Origin of the sequence: Cellulosimicrobium sp. KWT-B (assembly GCF_002127155.1) — a bacterium.
Classification (GTDB): Bacteria; Actinomycetota; Actinomycetes; order Actinomycetales; family Cellulomonadaceae; genus Cellulosimicrobium; species Cellulosimicrobium funkei.
Genome location: NZ_NEDO01000004.1, coordinates 86,242 through 111,720, shown reverse-complemented (window position 1 = coordinate 111,720; position 25,479 = coordinate 86,242). Strand labels below are relative to the sequence as shown.

The 25,479-nt window shown below is 66.7% G+C and carries 13 protein-coding genes; 12 read left to right on the top strand and 1 reads right to left on the bottom strand.

Going from position 1 to position 25,479, the window contains the following annotated elements; genetic code table 11:
* Window positions 1–35: 35 nt before the first annotated feature.
* The 12 genes from yicI (at window position 36) to B9L22_RS13225 (ending at window position 24,860) form a co-directional block, all read left to right on the top strand.
* A complete protein-coding gene (gene yicI / locus B9L22_RS13290) occupies window positions 36–2,333 on the top strand; it encodes an alpha-xylosidase (protein WP_086150757.1) in 2,298 nt (765 codons plus the stop codon).
* A gap of 129 nt (window positions 2,334–2,462) precedes the next feature.
* The gene (locus B9L22_RS13285; protein WP_255376909.1) at window positions 2,463–3,953 is read left to right on the top strand and encodes a GH1 family beta-glucosidase; all 1,491 of its coding nucleotides are present in this window, start codon (window positions 2,463–2,465) and stop codon (window positions 3,951–3,953) included.
* A gap of 641 nt (window positions 3,954–4,594) precedes the next feature.
* Window positions 4,595–4,840, top strand: coding sequence for a glutaredoxin-like protein NrdH (gene nrdH / locus B9L22_RS13280; protein ID WP_021480849.1), 246 nt, complete (start codon window positions 4,595–4,597; stop codon window positions 4,838–4,840).
* Window positions 4,841–4,921: 81 nt separating this feature from the next.
* Window positions 4,922–5,353, top strand: coding sequence for a class Ib ribonucleoside-diphosphate reductase assembly flavoprotein NrdI (gene nrdI, locus B9L22_RS13275; protein WP_021480850.1), 432 nt, complete (start codon window positions 4,922–4,924; stop codon window positions 5,351–5,353).
* Window positions 5,323–7,509: a class 1b ribonucleoside-diphosphate reductase subunit alpha gene (gene nrdE, locus B9L22_RS13270; protein WP_076406009.1), complete on the top strand. Its 2,187-nt coding sequence runs from the start codon at window positions 5,323–5,325 to the stop codon at window positions 7,507–7,509. Before nrdI ends, nrdE begins: the two co-directional genes overlap by 31 nt.
* A 138-nt stretch (window positions 7,510–7,647) precedes the next feature.
* On the top strand, window positions 7,648–8,628 hold the full coding sequence (gene nrdF, locus B9L22_RS13265; RefSeq protein WP_021480852.1) for a class 1b ribonucleoside-diphosphate reductase subunit beta: 981 nt from the start codon (window positions 7,648–7,650) through the stop codon (window positions 8,626–8,628).
* Window positions 8,629–9,192: 564 nt separating this feature from the next.
* Window positions 9,193–10,893: a hypothetical protein gene (locus tag B9L22_RS13260; RefSeq protein WP_086150755.1), complete on the top strand. Its 1,701-nt coding sequence runs from the start codon at window positions 9,193–9,195 to the stop codon at window positions 10,891–10,893.
* 671 nt (window positions 10,894–11,564) lie between these two features.
* Window positions 11,565–12,965, top strand: a complete 1,401-nt coding sequence (locus B9L22_RS13250) for a 3'-5' exonuclease (RefSeq protein WP_158097209.1) — start codon at window positions 11,565–11,567, stop codon at window positions 12,963–12,965.
* A gap of 2 nt (window positions 12,966–12,967) precedes the next feature.
* Window positions 12,968–16,765 carry a protein kinase gene (locus tag B9L22_RS13245; protein WP_086150752.1) on the top strand — a complete coding sequence of 1,266 codons (3,798 nt, stop codon included), beginning with the start codon at window positions 12,968–12,970 and terminating at the stop codon, window positions 16,763–16,765.
* Window positions 16,762–18,366 (top strand): hypothetical protein, encoded by a 1,605-nt coding sequence (locus B9L22_RS13240; RefSeq protein ID WP_086150751.1) that lies wholly within the window; start codon window positions 16,762–16,764, stop codon window positions 18,364–18,366. Before B9L22_RS13245 ends, B9L22_RS13240 begins: the two co-directional genes overlap by 4 nt.
* On the top strand, window positions 18,363–23,246 hold the full coding sequence (locus tag B9L22_RS13230) for an ATP-binding protein (protein ID WP_143317302.1): 4,884 nt from the start codon (window positions 18,363–18,365) through the stop codon (window positions 23,244–23,246). The genes B9L22_RS13240 and B9L22_RS13230 overlap by 4 nt, the downstream gene beginning before the upstream one ends.
* A gap of 744 nt (window positions 23,247–23,990) precedes the next feature.
* A complete protein-coding gene (locus B9L22_RS13225; RefSeq protein ID WP_086150748.1) occupies window positions 23,991–24,860 on the top strand; it encodes a fructosamine kinase family protein in 870 nt (289 codons plus the stop codon).
* 18 nt (window positions 24,861–24,878) lie between these two features.
* On the opposite strand, the gene B9L22_RS13220 is transcribed toward B9L22_RS13225, so the two are convergent.
* Complete coding sequence (locus tag B9L22_RS13220) at window positions 24,879–25,439, bottom strand: phosphoribosyltransferase (RefSeq protein WP_086150747.1); 561 nt, start codon at window positions 25,437–25,439, stop codon at window positions 24,879–24,881.
* Window positions 25,440–25,479 lie beyond the last annotated feature (40 nt).

Below are 25,479 nucleotides of genomic sequence, written 5' to 3'. Positions count from 1 at the left end.
GACACCGATACGCACCGACGAAGGAAGCACCACCCATGAAGTTCACCGACGGGTACTGGCAGGTCCGACCGGGCATGCACCCGCTCTACGCGGTCGAGGTCGACGACGTCCGCGCGGACGAGGCGGCCGGCACGCTCACCGTGTACGCGCCGACGGCGAAGATCCGCGGCCGTGGCGACACCCTCAACCGCCCGATGCTCACGACGACGTACTCCTCGCCCGCACCCGGTGTGATCCGCGTGCGCGTCGAGCACCACCAGGGCGCGGTGCGCCGGGGCCCGGCGTTCCAGGTGACCGGCGAGCCCGGGTTCCGGCCCGAGGTCGAGGTGCACGACGACGTCGCCGTCCTGCGGTCCAAGGACCTCGCCGTGCGCGTGCACCGGGGCGACCGCTGGCGGGTGGACTTCGAGGCGGACGGCGAGGTGCTGACCTCCTCGCTGCCGAAGTCGGTCGGGCACGTCACGTCGGACGACGGCGGCGCGTGGACGCACGAGCAGCTCGCGCTCGAGCCGGGCGAGCTCGTCTACGGCCTGGGGGAGCGGTTCGGCCCGTTCGTCAAGAACGGCCAGGTCGTGGACATCTGGAACGAGGACGGCGGGACGTCGAGCGAGCAGGCGTACAAGTCCGTGCCGCTCTACCTCACGACCAAGGGCTACGGGGTGTTCGTCGAGCACCCGGAGAAGGTCTCGTTCGAGGTCGCCTCCGAGGTGAACACGCGCGTCCAGTTCTCCGTCGAGGGGCAGTCGCTGGAGTACCTGGTCATCCAGGGCCCGACGCCCAAGGACGTGCTGCGCCGGTACACGGCGCTGACGGGCCGCCCCGCGCGCGTGCCGGCGTGGTCGTTCGGGCTGTGGCTCACGACGTCGTTCACGACGAGCTACGACGAGCAGACCGTGAACGGCTTCATCGACGGCATGGCCGAGCGCGACCTGCCGCTGTCGGTGTTCCACTTCGACTGCTTCTGGATGCGCGAGTACCAGTGGGTCGACTTCGAGTGGGACCCGCGCACGTTCCCCGACCCCGAGGGCATGCTCCGGCGCCTGCACGACCGCGGGCTCAAGGTGTGCGTGTGGATCAACCCGTACGTCGCGCAGCGCTCGCCCCTCTTCGCGGAGGCCGCGGAGCAGGGCTTCCTCGTGCAGCGCGAGGACGGGTCCGTGTGGCAGTGGGACCTGTGGCAGGCGGGCATGGGGCTGGTGGACTTCACCAACCCCGACGCGACCGCGTGGTACGTGGGCAAGCTCGAGGGCCTGCTCGACCAGGGCGTCGACTGCTTCAAGACCGACTTCGGCGAGCGGATCCCCGTCGACGGCATCGCGTGGCACGACGGCTCCGACCCGCGCAAGATGCACAACTACTACGCCCAGCTCTACAACGAGGCGGTCTTCCGGCTGCTCGAGCGCAAGCGCGGCGAGGGCGAGGCGGTGCTGTTCGCGCGGTCCGCGACGGCGGGCGGCCAGCAGTTCCCCGTGCACTGGGGCGGCGACTGCGACTCGACGTACGCGTCGATGGCCGAGTCGCTGCGCGGCGGTCTGTCGATGTCGATGTCGGGCTTCGGCTACTGGAGCCACGACATGGGCGGCTTCGAGGGCACGCCGGACCCGGGCGTGTTCAAGCGCTGGACGGCGTTCGGTCTGCTGTCGTCGCACTCGCGCCTGCACGGCTCGGGCTCGGTCCGGGTCCCGTGGGCGTTCGACGACGAGGCCGTCGACGTGACGCGCAAGTTCACGCACCTCAAGCTCTCGCTCATGCCGTACCTGGGGCGGGTGGCCGAGGAGGCGCACACCGACGGCGTGCCGATGATGCGGCCGCTCGTGCTCGAGCTCCCGCACGACCGCGCCGGGTACACCGCGGACACGCAGTACCTGCTGGGCGACGCGCTCCTCGTCGCGCCGGTGTTCCGCGCGGACGGCCGCGTGGAGTACTACGTGCCGGAGGGCACGTGGACGCGTCTCGTCCAGCCCGACGACGGCCCCGCCCTGAGCGAGACCGTGACCGGCCCGCGCTGGGTCACCGAGACCCACGGGTTCGACTCGCTCCCGGTGCTCGTGCGCCCGGGCACCGTCCTGCCGGTCGGCGCCCGCACCGACCGGCCGGACTACGCCTGGGCCGACGGCGTCACGCTGCACGCGTTCGAGCTGCCCGACGGGTACGACGAGCTCGTGGTCGTCCCGCCGTCGGACGGCGCGGCGGGGGCCACGTTCCGCGTGCGCCGGTCGGGCGCGACGCTCACCGTCTCGTCCGACGACGCCCCCGCGGCCTGGTCCGTGCGGGCCGGTGCGGTGACGGCCGAGGCGCACGGCGCGACGAGCGTGACTCTCGACCTCGGCTGAGGACGTATCCTGGGCGGACGCACCATGGAAGCGCTCCCATGGCGCGTCCGTCCGGCGTCGTCGCGCCGGCCACCGACCCGACCACCGTCGCGGACCACGTCGTCCGACGACCGACCAGCGAGGACCCTCGTGACCACCGACACCACCGCCCCCGTCGCCGTCGACGCGCAGGCCGCGCCCGCGTCGTCGGGCCGCCGCACGTTCCCGACCGACTTCCTCTGGGGCTCCGCGACCGCCGCCTACCAGATCGAGGGCGCCGCCGCCGAGGGCGGCCGCACGCCGTCCATCTGGGACACGTACTCCCACACCCCGGGCCGCACGCTCAACGGCGACACGGGCGACGTCGCGGACGACCACTACCACCGGTGGCAGGAGGACGTGCAGCACATCGCCGACCTCGGCCTCGGCGCGTACCGGTTCTCCATCTCGTGGTCGCGCGTGCAGCCGGGCGGTACCGGCCCGCTCAACCCCGAGGGCGTCGCGTTCTACTCGCGCCTCGTCGACGCGCTGCTCGAGAAGGGCGTCAAGCCCGTCGTCACGCTCTACCACTGGGACCTCCCGCAGGAGCTCGAGGACGCCGGGGGCTGGGCGAACCGCGACACCGCGTACGCGTTCGCCGAGTACGCCCGCCACATGGCGCGCGAGCTCGGCGACCGGATCGACACCTGGACGACGCTCAACGAGCCGTGGTGCTCCGCCTACCTCGGCTACGGCTCCGGCGTGCACGCGCCCGGCCGCACCGAGCCCGCCGCGGCGCTCGCGGCCGTGCACCACCTCAACCTCGCGCACGGCCTCGCCGTCCAGGCGATCCGCGACGAGCTCGGCGAGGACGCGAAGACGTCCGTCACGCTCAACCTGCACGTCATCCGGCCCGACGACCCGTCGTCGGCCGCGGACCTCGACGCGGTGCGCAAGATCGACGCGCTCGCCAACCGCGCGTTCCTCGCGCCCATGCTCGACGGCGAGTACCCCGCCGACCTGCTCGCCGACACCGCGCACGTGAGCGACTGGTCGTTCGTGCGGGAGGGTGACCTCGAGACGGTGCGCCAGCCGCTGTCGATCCTCGGCGTCAACTACTACTCGACCGTGCGCGTGCGCCACTTCTCCGGCGAGGGCGAGCGGTCCGAGAACGACGGCCACGGCGCGTCGAGCCACAGCCCGTGGATCGGCGTCGACGACGTGGAGTTCGTCCAGCAGCCCGGCCCGTACACCGCCATGGGCTGGAACATCGAGCCCGCCGGCATGACCGAGCTGCTCGTGTCCGTGGCGACGACGTACCCGCACCAGCCGATGATGGTCACCGAGAACGGCGCCGCGTTCGCCGACGAGGTCACGGTCGACGCCGACGGGACCCCCCGCGTGCATGACGACCGCCGTGTCGCCTACCTGCACGACCACGTCGACGCCGTGGGCGCCGCGATCGACGCGGGCGCCGACGTGCGCGGGTACTTCGCGTGGTCCCTGCTCGACAACTTCGAGTGGGGCTACGGGTACGAGCGCCGCTTCGGGATCATCCGCGTCGACTACGACACGCTCGAGCGCACGTGGAAGGACTCCGCGCACTGGTACCGCCGGCTCGCGACGTCGAACGAGCTCCCCACGGTCGACGAGACCGCCTGAGCCGTCTCGCTCCCACAGGCCCGCCCGGTCCGCCGGGCGGGCCTTCGTGCGCTCGTCCGTGACCACGCCTCCGGTCGAGCGCGGTCGTCGGGCGGGCCGTCAGCGAGGGGTGACCTTTGTCGCACGGGCGCGGCGCGCGGTGCGACACGCCGAAGAAGCACGACACGCCGACGAGTTCACCGACCGTCGTGTCCGGATTGGGCTGATTCGCGCGGGCCGTGGCGCATCCTCAGGAGGGCGGGTGCAGGCCGGTGGAAGGGCTCGACGGCTCCGCACAGGGTGTGGACCGACGTCGTCCCCACCCTGTGGACGGCGTCCCGCCGTCCGCGGGAAGACGCCGTTCCGGGCCGGTCGGATCGGTGGACGACGGGCTGTGGACGAGCGCTGCGGGGGAGTGTCAGAGGGGGCTGGGACCATGGATCCATGGCGCCTAGCACACCCGCCGGGGTGAAGTTCCACCACGACATCTAGTGCAGTGGCACGGTCTCGACCACTAGGTATAGTGGTTGCACACCCAGGGGGCCGGAGGCCTCCTGGCGAATCACACAGACGTAGTTCCACCGGTGTCCTTCGAGGTCAGAGATGTTTCTCCCTCCCCGAGGACCGTCCCGGACGAGAGCGCGAGACGAGGAGCCACCCCCATGAGCGTCACGGTCTACAGCAAGCCGGCCTGCGTCCAGTGCGACGCGACGTACCGGGCTCTCGACAAGAAGGGCATCGAGTACTCCGTCGTGGACATCACCCAGGACGCCGAGGCGCTCGAGCTCGTGCGCGGGCTCGGCTACCTGCAGGCTCCCGTGGTCGTCGCCGGGGACGAGCACTGGTCCGGGTTCCGCCCCGACCAGATCACCGCCCTCGCGCAGAAGGTCTCGCCGGTCGTCGCCTGACCGGCCTCCCCGTGGCGCCGCGAGGCGCCCGGAAACCCGTACGGAAGCAGGCGGAGCAGGGCAGGACGGAGGTGCGTCCCCGTGGGGTCGCTCGTGTACTTCTCCAGCGTCAGCGAGAACACGCACCGGTTCGTCCAGCGGCTCGACCTGCCGGCCCTCGGCATGGACGTCCAGCGCATCCCGCTGCGTCCGACCGAGGGCTTCCTGCGCGTCGAGGAACCGTACGTGCTCATGGTCCCGACCTACGGGGGCGGCAACGAGGGCGGTGCCGTCCCGCGCCAGGTCGTGAAGTTCCTCAACGACGTGCACAACCGGTCGTTGATCCGCGGCGTCATCGCCGCCGGCAACACCAACTTCGGCGAGGCCTACTGCATCGCCGGCGACATCATCTCCGCGAAGTGCCAGGTGCCCTACCTGTACGCCTTCGAACTCCTGGGAACAGCCGAGGACGCCGCGCGCGTCCGCGACGGATTGGGACGATTTTGGCAACGACAGTCACGGATTCCGGCGTGAGCGTGGCAGGTGGTGGCACCGTCACCGAGGTGCCGCTCGCGAGCACCCAGCTCGACTTCCACGCGCTCAACGCGATGCTCAACCTCTACGGCCCGAACGGCGAGATCCAGTTCGACAAGGACCGTGAGGCCGCGCGGCAGTACTTCCTGCAGCACGTCAACCAGAACACCGTCTTCTTCCACGACCTCGCGGAGAAGCTGGACTACCTCGTCGAGAACAAGTACTACGACCCGGCCGTCCTCGCGAAGTACGACCGCGAGTTCGTGAAGTCGCTGTTCGAGTTCGCCTACGCGAAGAAGTTCCGCTTCGAGACGTTCCTCGGCGCCTTCAAGTACTACACGTCGTACACGCTCAAGACGTTCGACGGGAAGCGCTACCTCGAGCGCTTCGAGGACCGCGTCTGCATGGTTGCGCTCGGCCTCGCCGACGGCAACGAGCAGGCGGCGCTGGACATCGTCGAGGAGGTCATCTCGGGCCGCTTCCAGCCCGCGACCCCCACGTTCCTCAACGTCGGCAAGGCGCAGCGCGGCGAGCCCGTGTCCTGCTTCCTGCTGCGCATCGAGGACAACATGGAGTCCATCGCGCGCGGCATCAACTCCGCGCTGCAGCTCTCCAAGCGCGGCGGCGGCGTCGCCCTGCTCCTGTCGAACATCCGCGAGCACGGCGCGCCTATCAAGCACATCGAGAACCAGTCGTCCGGCGTCATCCCCGTGATGAAGCTGCTCGAGGACTCGTTCTCCTACGCGAACCAGCTCGGCGCGCGCCAGGGCGCCGGTGCCGTGTACCTGCACGCGCACCACCCCGACATCATGCGGTTCCTCGACACCAAGCGCGAGAACGCGGACGAGAAGATCCGCATCAAGACGCTGTCGCTCGGCGTCGTGATCCCGGACATCACGTTCGAGCTCGCGAAGAAGAACGAGGACATGTACCTCTTCTCGCCGTACGACGTCGAGCGCGTCTACGGCAAGCCGTTCGCCGACATCTCGATCACCGAGAAGTACGACGAGATGGTCGACGACTCGCGCATCCGCAAGACGAAGATCAAGGCGCGCGACTTCTTCCAGACGATCGCCGAGCTCCAGTTCGAGTCCGGCTACCCGTACATCATGTTCGAGGACACGGTGAACAAGGCGAACCCGATCAAGGGCCGCATCACCCACTCGAACCTGTGCTCGGAGATCCTCCAGGTCTCGACGCCGTCGACGTTCAACGAGGACCTCTCGTACGACCACGTCGGCCGCGACATCTCCTGCAACCTCGGCTCGCTGAACATCGCCAAGACGATGGACTCGCCCGACTTCGCGAAGACGATCGACACCGCGATCCGCGCGCTCACCGCGGTCTCCGACCAGACGAGCATCGAGTCGGTGCCGTCGGTCAAGCGGGCCAACGAGTCCGGCCACGCGATCGGTCTCGGCCAGATGAACCTCCACGGCTACCTCGCGCGCGAGCGGATCCACTACGGGTCCGAGGAGGGCATCGACTTCACGAACATCTACTTCTACACGGTCGCCTACCACGCGATCGCGGCGTCGAACCGCCTCGCGATCGAGCGCGGGCGTGCGTTCGGCGGCTTCGAGGACTCGAAGTACGCGACGGGGGAGTACTTCGACAAGTACACCGACCGCGTGTGGGAGCCCGCGACCGAGCGCGTGCGCCGGCTCTTCGCCGACGCCGGCGTGCACATCCCGACCCAGGACGACTGGGCGGCCCTCAAGGCCTCGGTCATGGAGCACGGGATCTACAACCAGAACCTCCAGGCCGTCCCGCCGACGGGCTCGATCTCCTACATCAACAACTCGACGTCCTCGATCCACCCGGTGCCGTCGAAGATCGAGATCCGCAAGGAGGGCAAGATCGGGCGCGTCTACTACCCGGCGCCCTACCTGACGAACGACAACCTCGAGTACTACGAGGACGCGTACGAGATCGGCTACGAGAAGATCATCGACACGTACGCCGCCGCGACGCAGCACGTCGACCAGGGGCTCAGCCTCACGCTGTTCTTCAAGGACACGGTCACGACGCGCGACGTCAACCGCGCGCAGATCTACGCGTGGCGCAAGGGCATCAAGACGCTCTACTACATCCGCCTCCGTCAGATGGCCCTGGAGGGCACGGAGGTCGAGGGTTGCGTCAGCTGCATGCTGTAGTCGCCTGAGGCAACTACCGGTTGCCTCGATGCCCGGTGCCGTCGGCCACCCTCTCGGAGAGGCGTGGCCGACGGCGCGGGGTTCGGTCCCACGAAGTCGTCCCGGTCGGTCCGGGGTCAGCAGGAGAGAAGAAGGCAGATGTCGCCCACGGGGAAGCTCAAGCTCATCGATCGCGTGAGCGCGATCAACTGGAACCGTCTCGAGGACGAGAAGGACCTCGAGGTGTGGGACCGCCTCGTCGGGAACTTCTGGCTGCCCGAGAAGGTGCCGGTGTCGAACGACATCCAGTCGTGGAACACGCTCACCGCGCAGGAGCAGGAGCTCACGATGCGCGTGTTCACCGGCCTGACGCTGCTGGACACGATCCAGGGCACGGTCGGCGCGGTGTCGCTCATCCCCGACGCGATCACGCCGCACGAGGAGGCGGTGTACACCAACATCGCGTTCATGGAGTCGGTGCACGCCAAGAGCTACTCGTCGATCTTCTCGACGCTGTGCTCCACGCGCGAGATCGACGACGCGTTCCGCTGGTCGGAGGAGAACCCGAACCTCCAGCGCAAGGCCGAGATCGTCATGGAGTACTACAAGGGCGACTCGCCGCTCAAGCGCAAGGTCGCGAGCACGCTGCTCGAGTCGTTCCTCTTCTACTCCGGCTTCTACCTGCCCATGTACTGGTCGTCGCGCGCCAAGCTGACGAACACGGCCGACCTCATCCGCCTCATCATCCGCGACGAGGCCGTGCACGGGTACTACATCGGCTACAAGTTCCAGAAGGGTCTCGAGAAGCTCTCCCCGGAGGAGCGCGACGAGCTCAAGGCGTACACGTTCGAGCTGCTCTTCGAGCTGTACGAGAACGAGGTGCAGTACACGGAGGACCTCTACGACGGCGTCGGGCTGACCGAGGACGTCAAGAAGTTCCTGCGGTACAACGCCAACAAGGCGCTCATGAACCTCGGCTACGAGGCGCTCTTCCCCAAGGACGAGACGGACGTCAACCCGGCGATCCTCTCCGCGCTGTCGCCGAACGCCGACGAGAACCACGACTTCTTCTCCGGGTCCGGCTCGTCGTACGTCATCGGCAAGGCCGTGAACACCGAGGACGACGACTGGGACTTCTGAGACTCCTCGGGAGCCAGTCCTCCTGAACAGGCTGGTCAGAGGCCCGGAACCGCGGAATCTCGCGGTTCCGGGCCTGTTCGCGTGCCTCCGCGGTCGATACAGGAGGTCATCGATGGTCAGCAGTACTCGTTCGGAGTGGCACGCAGGTGGCACGCGCACACATTAGAGGCGTCGACGGGGTACCCCGCCGACATCGATTCTGGGTCGGCATGCCATCGAGGTCATGCCACTTCGTGCGAGACCGGAACTTCGCGGCGAACTCGAGCGCACGCTTCCAGCCCTCACCGGTGACGAGCGCGCCGACAGCCTTGGTGAGCTTGACGTGCACCGCGGCGAGCTTGGCCTCGCGCCCCTCGACGCTCTGCGTTCCCATGACAGCCTCCAAGTGGGTGGTCTGGCATGCAGGTGTGCCGTCAAGCCGGGCAATCCGGGGATCCTTCGTGTCGTCCGGGCCGACGTGGAATGAAGCCAGGCGCCGGCCTTGGACACGACGAGTCTTCGCTGCCATAAAGTCATGGCCAGCGAGGGCTCATCGTGACCGCTCGCGCGCGAAGAGGAGTAGATGTGCAACACGACTCGGACGCCCCCAACATCGGCGAGACTGAGACGCAGGGAGATGTCGACGGGCTCGAAACAGAGGTTGCCATCACCTCATCGACCACCCTGGTCGAGGTGGTCCCGGGAACGGCAGTTGTCTTCGGTGACGTCCCGGATGGGCTTGAGGTCATGGACTTCGGACTTGTCCCGGCAGTTGATCGTCACGAACTGGCGACGGCACTTGGCGGACTCGGGAACCTCGCTACTGTGGGCGGCAATCTCGCCAACGTCGCCGCGAGCGCTCAGGGTCTGTACCGGGTCACGTCTGCGACACAGGCGCTCCTCAACAAAGGCGCGACGCTGGCGGTGAAGGATGGCGCGAACCTGGGCGCCGTGTTCTCCAACGGCAAGCTCGTCGCGCAGGCGAGGTTCGTTCCCGTGAGCACCGTGACTGCCGCAGGAGCGCTGGCTGCGGTAGGCCCCGCCGTGGCGATGATCGCCATCCAGATGCAGCTCAACTACATCTCCGGGCTCATCAGCACGAACATCGCGCTGACGAGCCAGGTGCTCCTGACGATCCGCCGCGAACAGTGGTCCGAACTCACGGGTCTCGTTGACGAAACTGACTCGGTTGTGTCACTGGCACGCGAGGCAGGAGCGGTCACCGGGACGCTGTGGGACAAGATCTCGGGCAAGGGCGCTGACCTGCGCGCTCAGCGTGAGCTGTATCGGCGGAATGTTGGCGCGCACATTAAGCAGATCGACCGACTCGATGTGCGACGTCGCCGCGAGTATCTCGACGCCAACGCCGAAGCGATCGCATTCGACGCGTACGCCCTACTCTCGGCGTTCAAGGCATGGACCTCGTACCAGGCTCTCCACGCGGGTCGGGCACGCGCGATCGGACCCGACGACGCCAACGAAGCACTGCTCGTCAACGCCATCGTCAGGGAGACCCGGACAGAGGTGGAGGCGGCCGTTCCCGAGGCGACTCGCCTCATTTCGGAGCTGGCGCGCGAGCTCCGGGTCATCGCGGAGCTTCCTGGGAGATCCACTGTGCCTCTCACAAAGAAGAGGAAGGACACCAAGGCTGCCCAGCTGACCGCGGCTCAGCTGCTAGCGGCAGTAGCACCGCTGGCAGACTCGCTCCGCCCGCCCGCTTCCCCGCTCGATATACCCAGAGTCGTTGCCGGTCCGAAGGCGCTGGACCCGGCAGCCCAGCTTCGAGTGCTGCGGTGGATACTCGAGGACGGAGAGGCTCTGGTCGGCCTTGGCTTTCCCTTCGACCTGCACGAGGGCGACGTCGTCAAGGGCATCGGGCAGAACCTGCTTGAGCGCCTCGATCTTGAGAAGCCGGCAGTCTTCGTCGCGGTGACAGATCGGCGCGTCCTCACCGCGAGAGCGAATACGTTCCGCCAGGAGGGGAAGATCGAGCACTCGGTTCCTCTCGAGCATGTCCGCTATGTGCGCTCGCGAGGCCCTCAGCGTGACGGCGGTCGCTCGACGGTCGAGCTGACGACTCGGGACGTGGACTTCCGCTGGGCATTCCACGAGGACTCGGAGCAAGGAGGAGTGGACTCATTTGCCGGCCTGCTTGCGGCGTCGATGACACTCCCAGAGGCAGAACGTGAGGAGCTGGTCGCGAAGGTGATTAGGGGTCCCGAGTCCGTCGGTGTCGCAGCCGCGCTCGGAGAGCTCGAACGCACCGACGTGACCGAGATGGCTTGAGGATGGACGACGGCGCCACGCTCCTTGGAGCACCCTCGCGACGTGCGAAGGCAGCAAAATGACGATCACTCAGTACGACGCCGACGCCCTGGTTAACTTCTGCAGGACGTACCTCGGCGAGCCAGAGCTGTGGGCGACCCAGGAGGGCCACGCGGGAGCCTGGCGTTGTGCATCATCGAAGCGATCTACTCGACCGGCTCCCGCTACACGTCGGTGACCAACGTGGTCGACAGGTACCGTGCGGGCGGCGGGAGCGCGGACGGGGCCGCCGCACTGCTGCATTTCATCGACACCGCAGGAGGCGGCGTGGCTGGGCCGAAGCAGTGACGCACAACGTCAAGCCCGTGGCGAGCACGAACCTACGCGACAACCTTCGTGAGCGGGTGAAATTGGACAGCTTCGCAACGTCCATGCCCGACGGGCCCGTACGCTCGACGAACTATGCCCCAGCAACGTGGCACGGGGTATCTTCGGCGGGAAAGCGAGAAGGTGTGAGGGAGCACGGCGGGTCAGCAACTGTCGACGAACCGATCTCGTCCGCGGTCAAGGCCCTCGAGCGGCACGGTTTCGCCGTACATACGGACGCGAGCGGCCTACGACCCCCGATTGTGGGTCACCATCTACAGCTCGGAGTCGTTGCTCTCGCACTCTCCGATGGATCGTCGCAGGCGATGGTCGACCTCAACCGCGAGGTTGCGGTGCTTCGCGACGAGGTTCCCGCCATCCGACGGGTACTCATCGAGAGGCGCGTCATCAACCCACACGCCGCCGGATCGGATCGCCAGAGCCTGACCCTTGACGATGCCGCTGCTGGTCACTGGATCAGCACGCTCCGCCCTCGGCCGATCGACGAGCTGGTCGCGCGTGACCTCACCGACGCCTACCGACCGGCCGTCGTGGTGAAGCTTCCCCTCCGTTCGGCCATGCAGGACGCGGGCGCCCGTGGCCGAGCGTTCGCACGCCTCAAGCTGGATCGCTCGCAGGAGCGGGTGGTCACTGGCGCCGCGGACGGCATAACGATCGTGACCGGCCCGCCTGGCAGCGGCAAGACTCTCGTGCTCGCCGCCCGTGCAAAAACACTCGCACTTGCGCATCCGGACTGGGAAATCCAGGTGCTGTGCTTTAACAACATGTTGGTGGGGTACCTGCGCTCACTGGTTGGACCGTTCCCGAACATCGGCGTCACGACCTTCGGGAAGTTCGCCGCGCGGCTGGGCCACAGAATCCCGCTCACTGGTGATGCAGCAATCGATCGAGCGGTATCAAAAGCGTTGCCGGCGTTGCGCTCAAATCCGCGTGTCGATGCGTTACTGATTGACGAGGCACAGGACTTCTACGCGGGCTGGGTCGAGTTTGCGGCAGCTGCAGTGCGTCCGGGCCGCGGTGGTGCGGTCCTGGCCGGCGACCCCAAACAAGCTCTCTACGGTCAGGCCAGCGTTCTGACTCGCCAGACCCGTGCTCTGACGTCGGCCCAGCGCGTCGAACTCCAGCGCCCCTACCGGTCAACTCACCAGATCTTGACAGTGACGTCTGCTCTCGGCCCGGGTAGCAGCGTTTCAAGCGCTGAGCTGGGGTTCGATGGCGAACCTGTTGACATGGTGTGGTGTGATTCGGTCAAAGAGCAGGCTGCTGCGGTCGCCCGAGACATTTCTGATCTCGTGCGTACGGGTGAACGTGCACCCCAAGACATCGGTGTGCTCCTGACGCGCAAGTGGAACATCGGCAAGATCACCGCGGCGCTGGAGGCGGCCAAGGTGCCTGTACGTCGCCTGTACGCACAAGAACACGAAGATCTGGACCTATCGGAGCCGACGGTCAAGGTGATGACCGTCCATTCCGCGAAGGGGCTCGACTTCGACGTCGTCTTCCTCGTTGGGCTTGAGGACCTTCCCGACGACGCGAGCGACGAGTCCCAGGTTCAGGGCCGCGTGGGGTACGTCGGCACGACACGTGCCAAGGACCAGCTGGTCATCACCTACTCCAAGGACAACGCCTACCTCGAGCGCGTCCGGAGTCTCCCGCAAGACATGCTGCGCCGCTGGGTGTGGCCCGACGACTTCCCGGAGGTCTAGACATGGCTGAGCTCAAGGTCATGGGCGAGTATGTCGGTCCCGGCGAACAGAAGACCGCGGAGCGGCTCGCCGAGGAACTGCCAGCCGACTGGGTCGTCTACGCCGGCCGGAAGCTGGCTGGAGATGCTCGCGACGACGTGGACCTCATCGTCGTCGGCAAGAGCCTGATCTTCGTCCTCGACGAGAAGTCCTGGGGACCTCGCATCGTCGCCGACGACAACTGGTGGCTCGTCAATGATGAGGCTCGACCGAACCCACTCAACCGTGTCGGTCAACTCGCCCGCAAGATCGCTGGCCTCCTGCGCGACAAGGCGAAGGGGTACCGGGAGCTTCGTGGCAAGCGAGTGCTGCCCGCCGTCGTGCTCTCCAACGAACGTGCCCGAGTTACTGGTGGACGCAACCATGACTATGACGAGCGAATCTGGATGCTCGAAGTCGCAGCGAAGGAGATGCGTAACCTCGACAGGCGAGAGCCGCCGCTCGGCGATGTCCATCGGACTGTGCGCGCCTACCTCGACGGCCTGCAGCCTGCTGACAAGCGCGACCGGATCGGCGACTACGCGATCATCTCTCGCCTCGACGTCCCGGGTGTCGAACAGGCATATCTGGCAAGGGGCGTCGATGGGCAAGAGGTGGTTCTGAAGGGCTACCCGATTCGCCGGTTAGAAGAACTGGGCGACCCCAAGGAGTTCCTCCGACGAGAGACGGTCGCCCTGAACCGGCTCGCGGACCTCGGACGGACGTGGCACGCGCGCCCGTTCTTCGAGAGCGCGGCACATGAGCTCTTCGTGGTGCCCGTCGTTCCGCCCAAGGAGGGCGGGACGCTCGAGGACGCGATCAGAAGGCCCGGCCCCGAGCGAACCGGCGGCAAGCTTGAGGACCAGGTTGCGCGCGACGTGGTGCGTGACGCGTTCATGGCTCTGGCCGACGTCCATGAGCAGGGACTCGTCCATCGGGCGTTGCACCCACGCCGAATCTGGCTGGGACGTCGAATGCGCGTCATGTTCAGCGACTTCCACCTGGCCCGGATCAGCGGGGAGATGACCGTCGCGCGATGGGCACCTGACTACGACATCAGCGAGGACTATCGCGCACCCGAGTCGGCCGCAGACGTTGGATCTGCCACACCCAAGTCAGATGTCTACAGCCTCACCCTGTCTCTGTGCACCTGGCTACTCGGCAAGCCGGCCACCGAAATCTCTCTGGCCGATGTCTCCAGTGAAGTGCTGGCGGCCTTCCCGTGGACCGAGCAGCTTGTGCGAGGACTCTCGCAGAAGCCTGCCAACCGACCAGATGCAAACGAACTCGCCGAGGCGCTTGCCCCTGGGCCGACTGCCGTGCCCGTTGTCGAGGACGAGCCAGTCGCCGAGGATTTCTCGGTCGGGGGCGTTGTCGCGGGTCGCTACGAGATCAAGGCTGAGCTCGGGCGCGGAGGCTACGCCCGAAGCTGGAAGGTCTACGACCGACAGGCTGAGCACACCAAGGTCCTTAAGCAGTTCTTCCATGGCATCCCCGGTGAGCTTCGCAAGGAGTACCGGGCAGCCGACGCCCTGCGCCACGAGAACTGCGGGCGCGTCTACGACGTCGCGGTCGACCGTGAGCCGCACTTCCTCGTCTCCGAGTACGTCGAGGGCGAGAGCCTCGCCGTCGTGGGCATCGATCGTGAGGTGGAGGAGGTTCGCACGATCGCGGTCCGGGTGCTGGAGGCGTTGGAGTACATCCATAGCAAGCACCTCGTGCACGGCGACGTCACCCCTGCCAACATCATCGTCTCCACGGATGGCAGCGGAGAGGCGAAGCTGATCGACTTCGGGCTCTCCGTCGCGGCCGGTGACCCTGCCGAAGGCTGGAGCCCCAAGTTCGCGGCGCCCGAGGTGGCGGGAAGGCGACCGTCGACACCCGCGAGCGACCTCTTTAGTTTCGCTGCGAGCATGGCCTTCGCGATGCTCGGTCGCGTCGCCGTGCGAGTCGAGCCAGGATCAGTGACGTTGCTGCCGCCGACCGAGAATGAAATTTCCGGTTGGGGTGAGTCTGGTCGCAGACTGCTCGACGCCTTCCTCGCTGCGCTGACAGAAGATGAGAACGGCCGACCGCCCTCTGCGCGAGACTTCAAGACTCTCGTCCAGAGCACGCAAGCGACTCCAGCACCAGGCACTCCCTCCACAGACGGCACCGACAACGACGACGAGCCGCCCGCGCTGGCGCGCCTCGTCAACCCAGCCGTGCCGCTCATTCGGCGCTTGTACCGGGCTGCGAGTGGCGGAAACGCGGGCAACCGCGGCCTTGACGACGACTTCGCAAAAACGACCTACGTCGAAACTCTGCTCGACTCAGAACTCATACCGCGTGTCCTCGACCGCGAGTTCGAGGTGGTGCTGCTAAGCGGCAACCCCGGTGACGGCAAGACGTCCGTCCTCGTGAAACTTGGCGAGGGACTTCGAGGACGCGGCGCTGAAGAGATCTATGCGGACGCGGCGGGCTGGTGTCTTCGCCTTGACGGGCACTCCTTCATCGCTGTGTACGACGCGAGCGAGTCGCATGGCGACCTCACCTCAGATGAGCTCGTCCGCCGGGCCCTCGACCCGGTCCAGACCGAGGGTAGCGGGACGGCACTCATCGCCGTCAATGACGGACGGATGCTCCAGTTCTTTACCGACTACTCCGATAAGTATGAGGAGTGGGCGTTCGCGATTGAGGACCAATCAGACGACACATCCGTCCCGGGCGCGCTTGCCCTCGTCGATCTCAAACGCCGAAGCCTCGCTAGGATGGGATCGTCGCCCGGACTCGCCGGGCGAGCTCTCGACGAGCTGACCGACGAGGCGCTCTGGGACACCTGCAAGGGCTGCCTCGCCCAGTCATCGTGTCCTCTTCTTGCCAACCGGAACCTACTCGCAAGCGCGGGCGCCAAGACGTTCGACGAGCTAATACAGATCAGCCACCTTCGCCGACGTCGACGCGCGACGTTCCGCGACGTTCGGTCCGCGGCTGCGTGGCTCATCACCGGTAACCGCAGCTGCGAGGACGTCCACGAGTGGGAGCAGCAAGGCCGCAGCGCGCTTTATATGGATGAGGCACTGACCCACGACCTTGCGTTCTCGCGGAAGACCGACGACTACCTCGTCAGCGAGTGGGCCGACGTCGACCCGAGTGCCGTTGCGGCCCCGGCAGTCGACCGCCTCCGCCGCGAGCTTCTGCGCAACCCAGCAACACGCCACCTGAACTCGGTGAGCAGCATCGCCCGCGCGGTTTACTTCGGAGTCGGTGCCGTAAAGGACGACGAGATCGATCCGGGAGACGTTCGCGTCTATCGATACCTTCCCGACTTCCTCGAGATGCTTATGGGGCACGGCCCCGAGACCACACGTGACCGCCTGCTGCTCGGCATCAGTCGCATCACAGGTGCTTTCGGCTACCTCGACTCCGGGCTCGCGATGAGTAGCGGTGCCGACGGCGCGGCTTGGGCGATCCTCCACACGGTCGCTGCAGAGGAGTTCACCGTGACCGTTCCTCGAACGCAAAGCCCATTCATCGAGTCGATGCCCGACCAGCTTCTGCTCAGTCACCAATCCGGCCCACGCCTGTCGCTGACGCTCGACACGGCGGAGATCATTTTGCGCGCTGCCGACGGCGAACTCGTCGGTGACACGGCTTCGGACGCTATCCGGCAGGAGATCGACTCCTTTGTGAACCAGCTCAGCCGTCAGCCTTCCCGTACCGCACGGGTTGTCGACTCTTCCGGGTCTGTCGTCAGTGCTCGTGTTCACGGCGACCTGATCGAGTTGGAGTCCGCGCGATGAGCTTTTCACTCACGAAGCCGTTCAACTCGCTCGCGACGCCGACCGTGATTCCGGTCGAGCTCAACGACACCGACATCGATCGCATGATCACGCGCATCCTTGAGATGGCGGTCAAGCGTGGGCGTGTGGCCTCGTCACGCACGGACACCCGCGCCTACTATCACTACCTCACAAAGCTGCAGAACTCGGACAAGCTCGTTGGCTTTGACAGCGAACGTGGCAGGGACATTCTTGATGGCTGGGTTCGCGCATCGATTCTTAAGGAAGAGCGTTTGGGTCTTCGCCGAAGCGATCTCCAGATGGGCTACATTCGGCCGCTCACGATCGCTGCCTACCGCAGCGGGCTTCCAAAGACCGCCTCGCGCAACCGCCGCGCCGACGCCCTCACTTACCAAGCCGTCCTGCGGGTCCTCGAGTCCGCTGGGTCGGCCAACCCCACAGCCGAGGCCGAGGGGCTGTTCGTCTCCACCTTCGGACAGGGGGTCGACCTCGGCGTCTCACCGTGGCACCAACCGCGTTACGACGGCACCACCCCCATCGACATCGACACCCTGCTAGCTCTCCGGTTCATCGAAGGGTTCGACGGCAGCCAGAACCTGACGCGGGAACGCCAGGGCGTCCCGCTGCCGGTCCCCCAGGCAGCAGAACCGATCGGCCACGATCTTGTGGCGTTCCTGAGGGCATACGGCCCGAGCATGCCGGTCGCGGAAGCGTTCGCGCACGTCAGCGCCGTCATCGCCCTGCGCCTGTTCCAGCTTCCCCTGATCACCGCCCGCGTGCTGCGAGGGCTCCTCTCCGGCGAACCTGTCGACCTCTCGGCGAACCAGTCTGAGATGTACTGCGACTTCGTGCGGCGGCGCGGGAGCGCATCAGACGAGATCTCTCGTATGGCGGTCATCCGCGACCTTGAGGTGATGCGCACCTTCTTCCGCGACCGGCTGCTGATTCGCGCGATCAGCGAAGTCGTCCCTGTGATTAACGCCCAGGTCTCGGACGACTCGGCCGAGCAGCTGCTAGCTGATCTCGCTGGGCTGACATCGGACCCAGCAGCCGAGATTGCACTAGGGCTCCAGCTCAACACAATTTATGCGAGCCTAGATGAGGATTCCGAGGGCCGGACGTTCATTGATGACCTGCGCAAAACGCCTGGTCTCACGCAAATCGATCGCCTGAGCGCCGTCCTCGTCGAAGGCCTCCGGGGGCGTGGCCTTGAGAACCAAGTGAAGTGGTTCCACTCCACCGGGGGGATCACGAAATCCTATGGGATCCTCTCCGGCAACCTCCGCGCTCGGTCGACGTGGCGTTACGCCCCGTCCGACGAAGTGCTGACCACTCTCCTCAGCCTGTGCTTCACCGACAATGCCGGCCAGACCGTCCGGGACAAGCTGCCGATTCGCGAGGTTCTGCGTCGGCTCGAGAGCCGCTTCGGAGTCCTGATTGATCGACCGCCGGTGAGCCTCGATTCCGCAGACACCCGCGCGGGGGCAGCCGAGAACCTGACGGCGTTCACACGTCAGCTGAAGCTCCTTGGCTGCTTCGAGGGACTGTCGGACGACTTCTCCGCTCAGTTTGTGACCAACCCGAGAGGGGCCTACAAGTGACGGGGACTGGAAGACGCCTCCTGATCGCGGCACTCGCCGCTGAGCTCAGCGAGCTCGTGAAGGATGCAGAGCCTGGACACTGTGTTCGAATCGATGACATCGAAGACTCCGTAGCCGCCGAGCTCGCGGCCACGCTGGCCGGGCCCCTGGCACCTGGAGTCAACGTCAGCGTGCTTCGCAGCACTCCTCGAGGAGAGGGCGAGATTGCGCCTGAGCGCGCGATCGAGCTGCGGAACCGCAAGGGCGCAGCCATCCTGCTCCTGGTGCCTGCAGGCCAGGGCCACGCCGCGAGCTCACTGGACAATTCCTTTCGGCGGCTTGCCACGATCGATCTCTACCGTCGGTCGGAGGAGCGCTTGCTCGCCCAGATCGGGCGTGAGCAAGCGCGGGACCTGGCTCGGCGCTATCGGCGACACCTTGCGCCGCAACACCGCGAGGCTTGGGTGGAGTTCCTGGCCGAGTTGGCCGCCGACCCGAGCATTCAGGCGTTCGGCCGAAACCTCTGGCGAGTGGGCCTCATCCCGGATCTCGGTCCCGACCTCGAGAGCCGCCTTGAGCAGAACCGCATCGCAGCGCGTGCCATCAGTCGGCCGACGCGTCCCGCCGCGAGCATCGACGAGCGCCTGACCTACGCGGGACTTGAGGACGGTTCGTGGCGAGGCAGTCTTCGCCGGTACCTCGACAATCTTGGCGCCGTGCTCACCAACCCACGTGACTGGGCGGAGGGCCTGGTCGCCGCTAACCTGACCTTCGATCACTGGCAGTTCACGGCAACTGTGCACCGCGACCTCGTCTCGCTGGTGGTGGAGCCGTTCAGGAAGATCGACGGCTCCGTCGAAAGATCGTCCAAGCTTGAGCTCGGCGCCGATGGGCAGCTCATCTTGCGCGTGTCCGAGGGAGGTGCGCCTATCGTCGTGAAGTGGCGCACGGAGCCGCGAAACGTCGACTCTGTTGCCAAGTGGCGCCTTGAGGTGCGACAGCCCTCCGACCTGCGGACTGAGGACGAGGAACCACTGGCGACCCGCCAGGTCAAGGGTGCGCTCCGACGCGCAACCATCAAGGTCGAAGCCGAGGCTGACACTCTCGAACACGGCAGCCGCTTTGTAGTGTCCGTGATCCCGATCGGTGAGCACGGAGAGGAGCTCCTCCTCGAGACTGATGAGTCGGCCGACGTCGACAGCGAAGAGTTCCAGGTTGTTCTTGATGGAGGCACGTCGTCCAAGCTCCGTCGGGCCGCGGCACCGAGCGTTCCCGAAGCAGTGCTGCGCGCCGTGCTCGCCGGGCAGGACGACCTCACCGAGGATCTTGTCTCGTGGGACCTGGACGGACAGGTCTTCGGCCTCCGTCTGGGTAACCGTCGCGCGATCCAGGTGCGGGTCAGCGACCTCCTCGTCCGCATGCAGCGCGCCGCAGTTACGTCACCACGGGTCGCGAAGCACTATGAGTTGACCGGCGAATTTGGTGTCAGGCTTGAGGACGGCGGTGAGGGCGTCGAGTTGGAGCAACTGCCGCGCGCTCTCCGCACTGCCCGTGCTGAGTTCCTCGAGATCCTTGGGGCGGACAAGCAGCGGAACACGGCCGAGTCGGTCGCGTGGAACGAGCCGCTTCGAGAGGCGGCCCGCGCGTACGCAGCCTCTTATCGGCGCGCGCTAGATGCGGCGTCTGGCGAGGCACTCCAGCAGTTGCTTTTGCTGGAAACCGTGTCGCTCCGCGTTCGTCGAGCAAACACCGACGTGCGGGCCGTGATCGTTCTCCCCATCCACCCCCTGCGAATCACGTGGATCGCTGAACACGACGCGGTGCTTCGAACCTGGGCCGAGCAACTCGTCGAAGTGAAGCCAAACGGTGCTCGCTCCGCGCGACTCGACGCGAGTCTCGTCGAGCAGGTCGTGGCCGCCAACCTGCCGTTTGCTGTTGTTCATGCCAATGATGAAATTGCTGTGTACGCGGAGGAGCTAACGTTCGGCTCTGGCCTCTATCTCACGCCCGGCGATATCGATCGTGACTCTGCAGCGGAGTCCATCTGCTCGGTGCTGGGGCTCGACAGGGCAACCTCCACGATGCGTGCGACATCCGCGATGGTTGCCGAGCGCTTCCGGGCCTATGAAGCCGCACACGACCCTGGCGAGTCGTTGCGCATCCTCGCCGTGAACCCCGGCTCCGGTGAGCTCACTGCGGGTGCGCTCACCGAGAACATGCAGCAGGGCGAGCCCGAGGACGGCACCGAGCCCGACGAACCGCACCGGCTTGAGGTGATCGCCTACTCGGACAGTGCGGCATACGTTCGACCGGTCCCGGCACTGGCCGACCTTCAGCGACGCCTTCGGGAGCGGGAGTCGACACGACACAGCACATTCCTCGCTCCTCCAATGTCGCTCAGTGTCCGTCGTGTCGAGGCGGCGCTCGAAGACCCCAAGTTCGCTCATCTCGCCGTCATCCAGGACGTATACGATTCCTCAGTCGCATTTGAGAGCCCGCAAGAGCGTCGAGCTCCGTTCCGCGAGCTGCTGGTGCCGATTGTGACTCGTGCCTTCAGGAGTGGGGGTAACTCGGCGTATTGGGTCAGCGGTCCCGCTGTCGGAGCTGGCGGTGAGCTTGCCGGCGCCCACAGGGCGCACCAGCGTGCCGTCGCGCGCCGATTCGGCCGCGACGACTCGCATGTGCCGATGGTTCAGGCAGTGCTCGACGGCGACCGCCGAGCACTGATAAAGGCGATCCACCGTCGGTCCGACTGGGTTGTGAACCTGGATCGGTATGTTGGCGTCGATCTCTTCAGTGAGGGCGTCCTCGAGCAGTTCATCCTTGACTACGCACCAGACTTCGTTGAGGGCATTGGTGACCGCCTCACCGTCACCACTACGCACCGGCGCGAAGTCGAACGGCTGCTTGAAAGCGCAATGTCCGACCTTGGGCTTGCTGAGGTCAGTGAGAGTGTTGGCGAGGTGCTCACGACACTGTCCGTTGTCTCGGGTCGCCTAGCGCTTCGCCTCCTTGAGAACACCACGCAGGCCCGCGAAGCGGTCTCCCTAGCCGCTCTCGTGGCCTACCTCAGAAACCGGGGTGAGCTCGAAGATCTGATCGTTGTGCCGGTCGATGCGCACCCGGAGATCTTCGGAGCGGCGGTTCGTGACGGCGAGTCCGCACGTCGATGTGACCTTCTCCTCGTCAAGGTCGGCCAACGGTCGTTCAAGATCGAGTGCGTCGAGGTGAAGTCCCGCAAGGAGGCACGCCTCCCGCAGGCGCTTGCCGACATGATCGTCGAGCAGCTCGACGACACGAAGCGCTTGCTTGAGTCACGCTTCTTCTCAGACCCGCCCCGCATCGATGCTGAGCTCCAGCGCGCACGACTCACGAGCCTCCTGCACTACTACGCGGACCGCTCGGCACGTCATGGGCTCATCTCGAAGATCGAAGACGTCCACAAGTACATCGATCGCATCGATGAACCCAGGGAGCGTGCCGAGATCACCACGCGCGGCTACGTCATCAGCCTTGATGGAAGTCACGGCTTCAAAAAGAGGTACGGCGAGACGCCGATGACGGTCCTCACGGCCCAGGACCTCGCTTCGCTCGGCTTCACCACCCGCGTCGCTGAATTGGACCGAGAGATGGACGTCGCGGTGGCGAATGACGATGGCAACGACACGCCGCTCATTAGCTCCGCCGGTGCGACGGCTGACGACTTCGAGGATGTCGGTCCGACCCTCGATGTCCCTGTGCTCTCTCCCATTGACACGATGCCTGAAGCGGCCGGTGCGGGGGATGCCCAGCCGGTCGCCAACACAGGCGAGGACCTCTCCAACCTCACCACCCACGGAGTCGAAACGGAAGCCACCGAACTGGCGGCCTCACAGGGCGAGGTCGTGGTGACTCTCGGTGAGGACAGCGGAGGTGTGCCGGTCACGTGGACGGTCAGCACGAAGGGCAGCCCGCACGCGTTCATCCTCGGGATCCCCGGTCAGGGCAAGTCCGTGAGCACGCGAAAGGTCATCCGCGACTTCGAAGTGTCCGGCCTGCCCTCGATGGTCTTCGACTTCCATGGCGACATGGCCGCAGAACCTCCAGCTGGCGCGCTCGTTCTCAACGCCGCGGAAGGCCTGCCCTTCAACCCGTTTGAGCCGGACGTCTCCGCAGGACGTCCGATCAACACCACCGCGTGGGAGATCGCCGAGATCCTGGCCCATGTGGCTGGCTTGGGCGATATCCAGCGGAACCATGTTTATAAGGCGCTCCAGCAGGCGTACGGAGCAAGAGGGTGGACCGCGCTCAACCAGGGCGATGGGACGCCAACGATGGCGGAGTTCGTCTCCGCGCTAGAGAACGTGGAGGCAACCGCGGCGGGCAAGAACGCGGCGGCTCGCCTTCAGCCGTTCACAGACTTCGGCCTCTTCGCTGACGACACCAACGAGCGGTTCGAGATCCTGACGTCTGAGCGCAATGGGTGGGTCATCGATGTCAGTCAGCTGATGGAGGAAGTGCAGCGCGTTGCTGCGTCCTTCATCCTTCGGCGCGTCTACCGAGAGATGTTCCGATGGGGCCAGGACGGGACCATGAAGTTGGCGGTGGTGCTCGATGAGGCTCACCGGATGGCAAAGGACGTCACCCTGCCGAAGATCATGAAGGAAGGTCGCAAGTACGGCGCGGGCGTGATCGTCGCCAGCCAGAACGTGGACGACTTCCATAAGGATGTCCTCGGCAATGCCGGGACCAAGATCGTGTTCCGCACCAACTTTCCCGCGTCCAAGGCCGTCAGCGGGTTCCTCCGCGGGCGCACGGGAATCGACCTGAGCCAGGAGATCGAGAAGCTCAACGTGGGAGTCGCCTACGTGTCGACCCCCGACGTCGCACAAGCACGCAAGGTGTACATGCGCGAGCGGTGACCCACACGCGAGCAGGAGACGGCGCACACAGGGGCGAGTGCGACGTCTCCTGCTCCCGGGTCCGTCACGTCCGCCGAAGGGCCGTCCGTCGGGCCCGACGGCGTCGACGGGATGGGTAACGTCGTTATCTCGACAAGGACACCGTGGGTGGCGATACGGGTCGCCGCTGATGCTCAGAGGGCCCCCGCATACCCGGGGGAGCGGACGCCTCCGCAGACGACGACATTTTGCCGGACAGTCGTCGCGGCACCGCTTCCGGGGGCAACGCGCTCAGCCCTCGAAACCCCGCTGGTGCGAGCGCGAGGCGATGCGTGATGGACGCGTCGAGCCCGACGGCCGCAGCGTCGTCGGGATGCTGAACGGGTTCGTCTTCATGGCCGACTACTGCCGAGACCACGACGGCGAGCTCACTGTCACGTTGACCCACCTTGCTCATACCCCACATGGCCCGCTCTTTCGGCCACACGTTCTCCGGCAAGGAGCTCGCAGCGTTCATTGCGGAGCGCTCGGCGCAGCCTAGAGGGGTTCATCGGCCCGTTCTGTAGGCCGCCGACACGACCGATCACGAAGTGGCACGCAGGTGGCACGACACCTCCCGCCCACGACGAGCTCCGCAGGATACCGCGGTTTACAGGCTCTTTCGGTAAGAACTGGGACTTCTGACCCTCGTCCGCCTTCGCGCCGAGGGCCCGGGTCCGCGCAGAACCGCGGGTCCGGGCCCTCGGCGTCTGGCATAGTCCCGCCATGGGCATGCTCAGGGAGCGGCTGCGCGCCGCAGGGCTCGACGACGTGACCTCGGTCGAGCCGGTGAGCGGCGGGCTCGCCGCGACGGCCGGGCTGGCCCGGTGCGTCGACGGCGCGCCGCTGTTCGTCAAGGCGTTCGACACGGACGCACCGGGCGACGACGTCTTCACGGTCGAGGCCGAGGGCCTGGCTGCGCTCCGTGCCGCCGGGCTGGAGACCCCGGACGTCGTCCACGCGGGCCCGGACCTGCTCGTGCTGTCAGCGCTCGCCCCGCGGCCCTCGACGCCGGCCTTCTGGGAAGACCTCGCCCGTTCGCTGGCGCACGTGCACACCACGACCCGCAGCGAGCGCTTCGGCTGGCACCGGGACGGCTGGCTCGGCCGCCGTCGGCAGGTGAACACCTGGACGGAGGACGGGTTCGACTTCTTCGCGCAGCACCGCCTGCTGCGCTGGCTCGACGAGCCGCGGGTCGACGCCGCCCTCGACGCCGCGGACCGCGCCGCGCTCGAGCGTCTGTGCGCGCGGCTCCCGGAGGTACTGCCGGGAGGTCCGGCCTGCCTGACGCACGGCGACCTGTGGGCGTCGAACGTCATGGCGACCGCCGACGGACGCCCGGCCTTGATCGACCCGGCCGTCTCCTACACGTGGCCGGAGGTCGACCTGGCCCACGTGTGGACGACCGCGCCCCCGCCCGAGGCCGGGGCCTTCTTCGGGCTCTACGCGGAGCTCACCGGCCTCGACGACGACTGGCGGGAGCGCCTGCCCGTCGTCCAGCTCCGGCAGCACCTGGCCGTCGTCGCGCAGTTCGACCCCGACTGGGGGGCGGCGGACGCCGTCCGCGCGACGCTCGCGCCCTTCCGGACCCGCTGACCGACGACGGCCGTCCGCTCAGTCGTTCGGCCGGGACTGCGCTCCCTCGACGGGCGGGTCGGCCGACCACGGGAACGTGATCCAGAGGTCGGTGTCCTTCCACGAGTAGTCCGGCTGGATGATCGTGCGCGGCTTCGTGTAGAGCACCGCGGAGCGGGCCTCGGCCCCGTGGGCGCTGAGCATGTCCATGACCAGGGCGAGCGTTCGGCCCGAGTCGGCGACGTCGTCGACCACGAGCACGTGCGCGCCCGGCAGGTCGGACGTGTCCATGAGGGGCGGCAGCACCCGCGGGTCGGTGAGGGTCTGGCCGATGTCGGTGTAGAACTCGACGTTGAGCGTGCCGACGCCCTTGGTCCCGAGCGCGTACGCGACCGCGCCGCCGGGGAGCAGCCCGCCGCGGGCGACCGCGACGACGACCTCCGGGCGGAACCCGCTCGCGACGACCTGCTCGGCGAGCTCGCGCGCCGCGACGCCGAAGGTCTCCCACGTGAGCACCTCGCGCTCGGGCGGGGCGGCCGAGGGGGTCGCGGGGGCGTCGTCGGGCACGGGTGGGACCGAGGTCGTGGAGGCGTCCGTCATGCGTCGAGCCTACGACCCGCCCACGCCCCGCCCGACACGC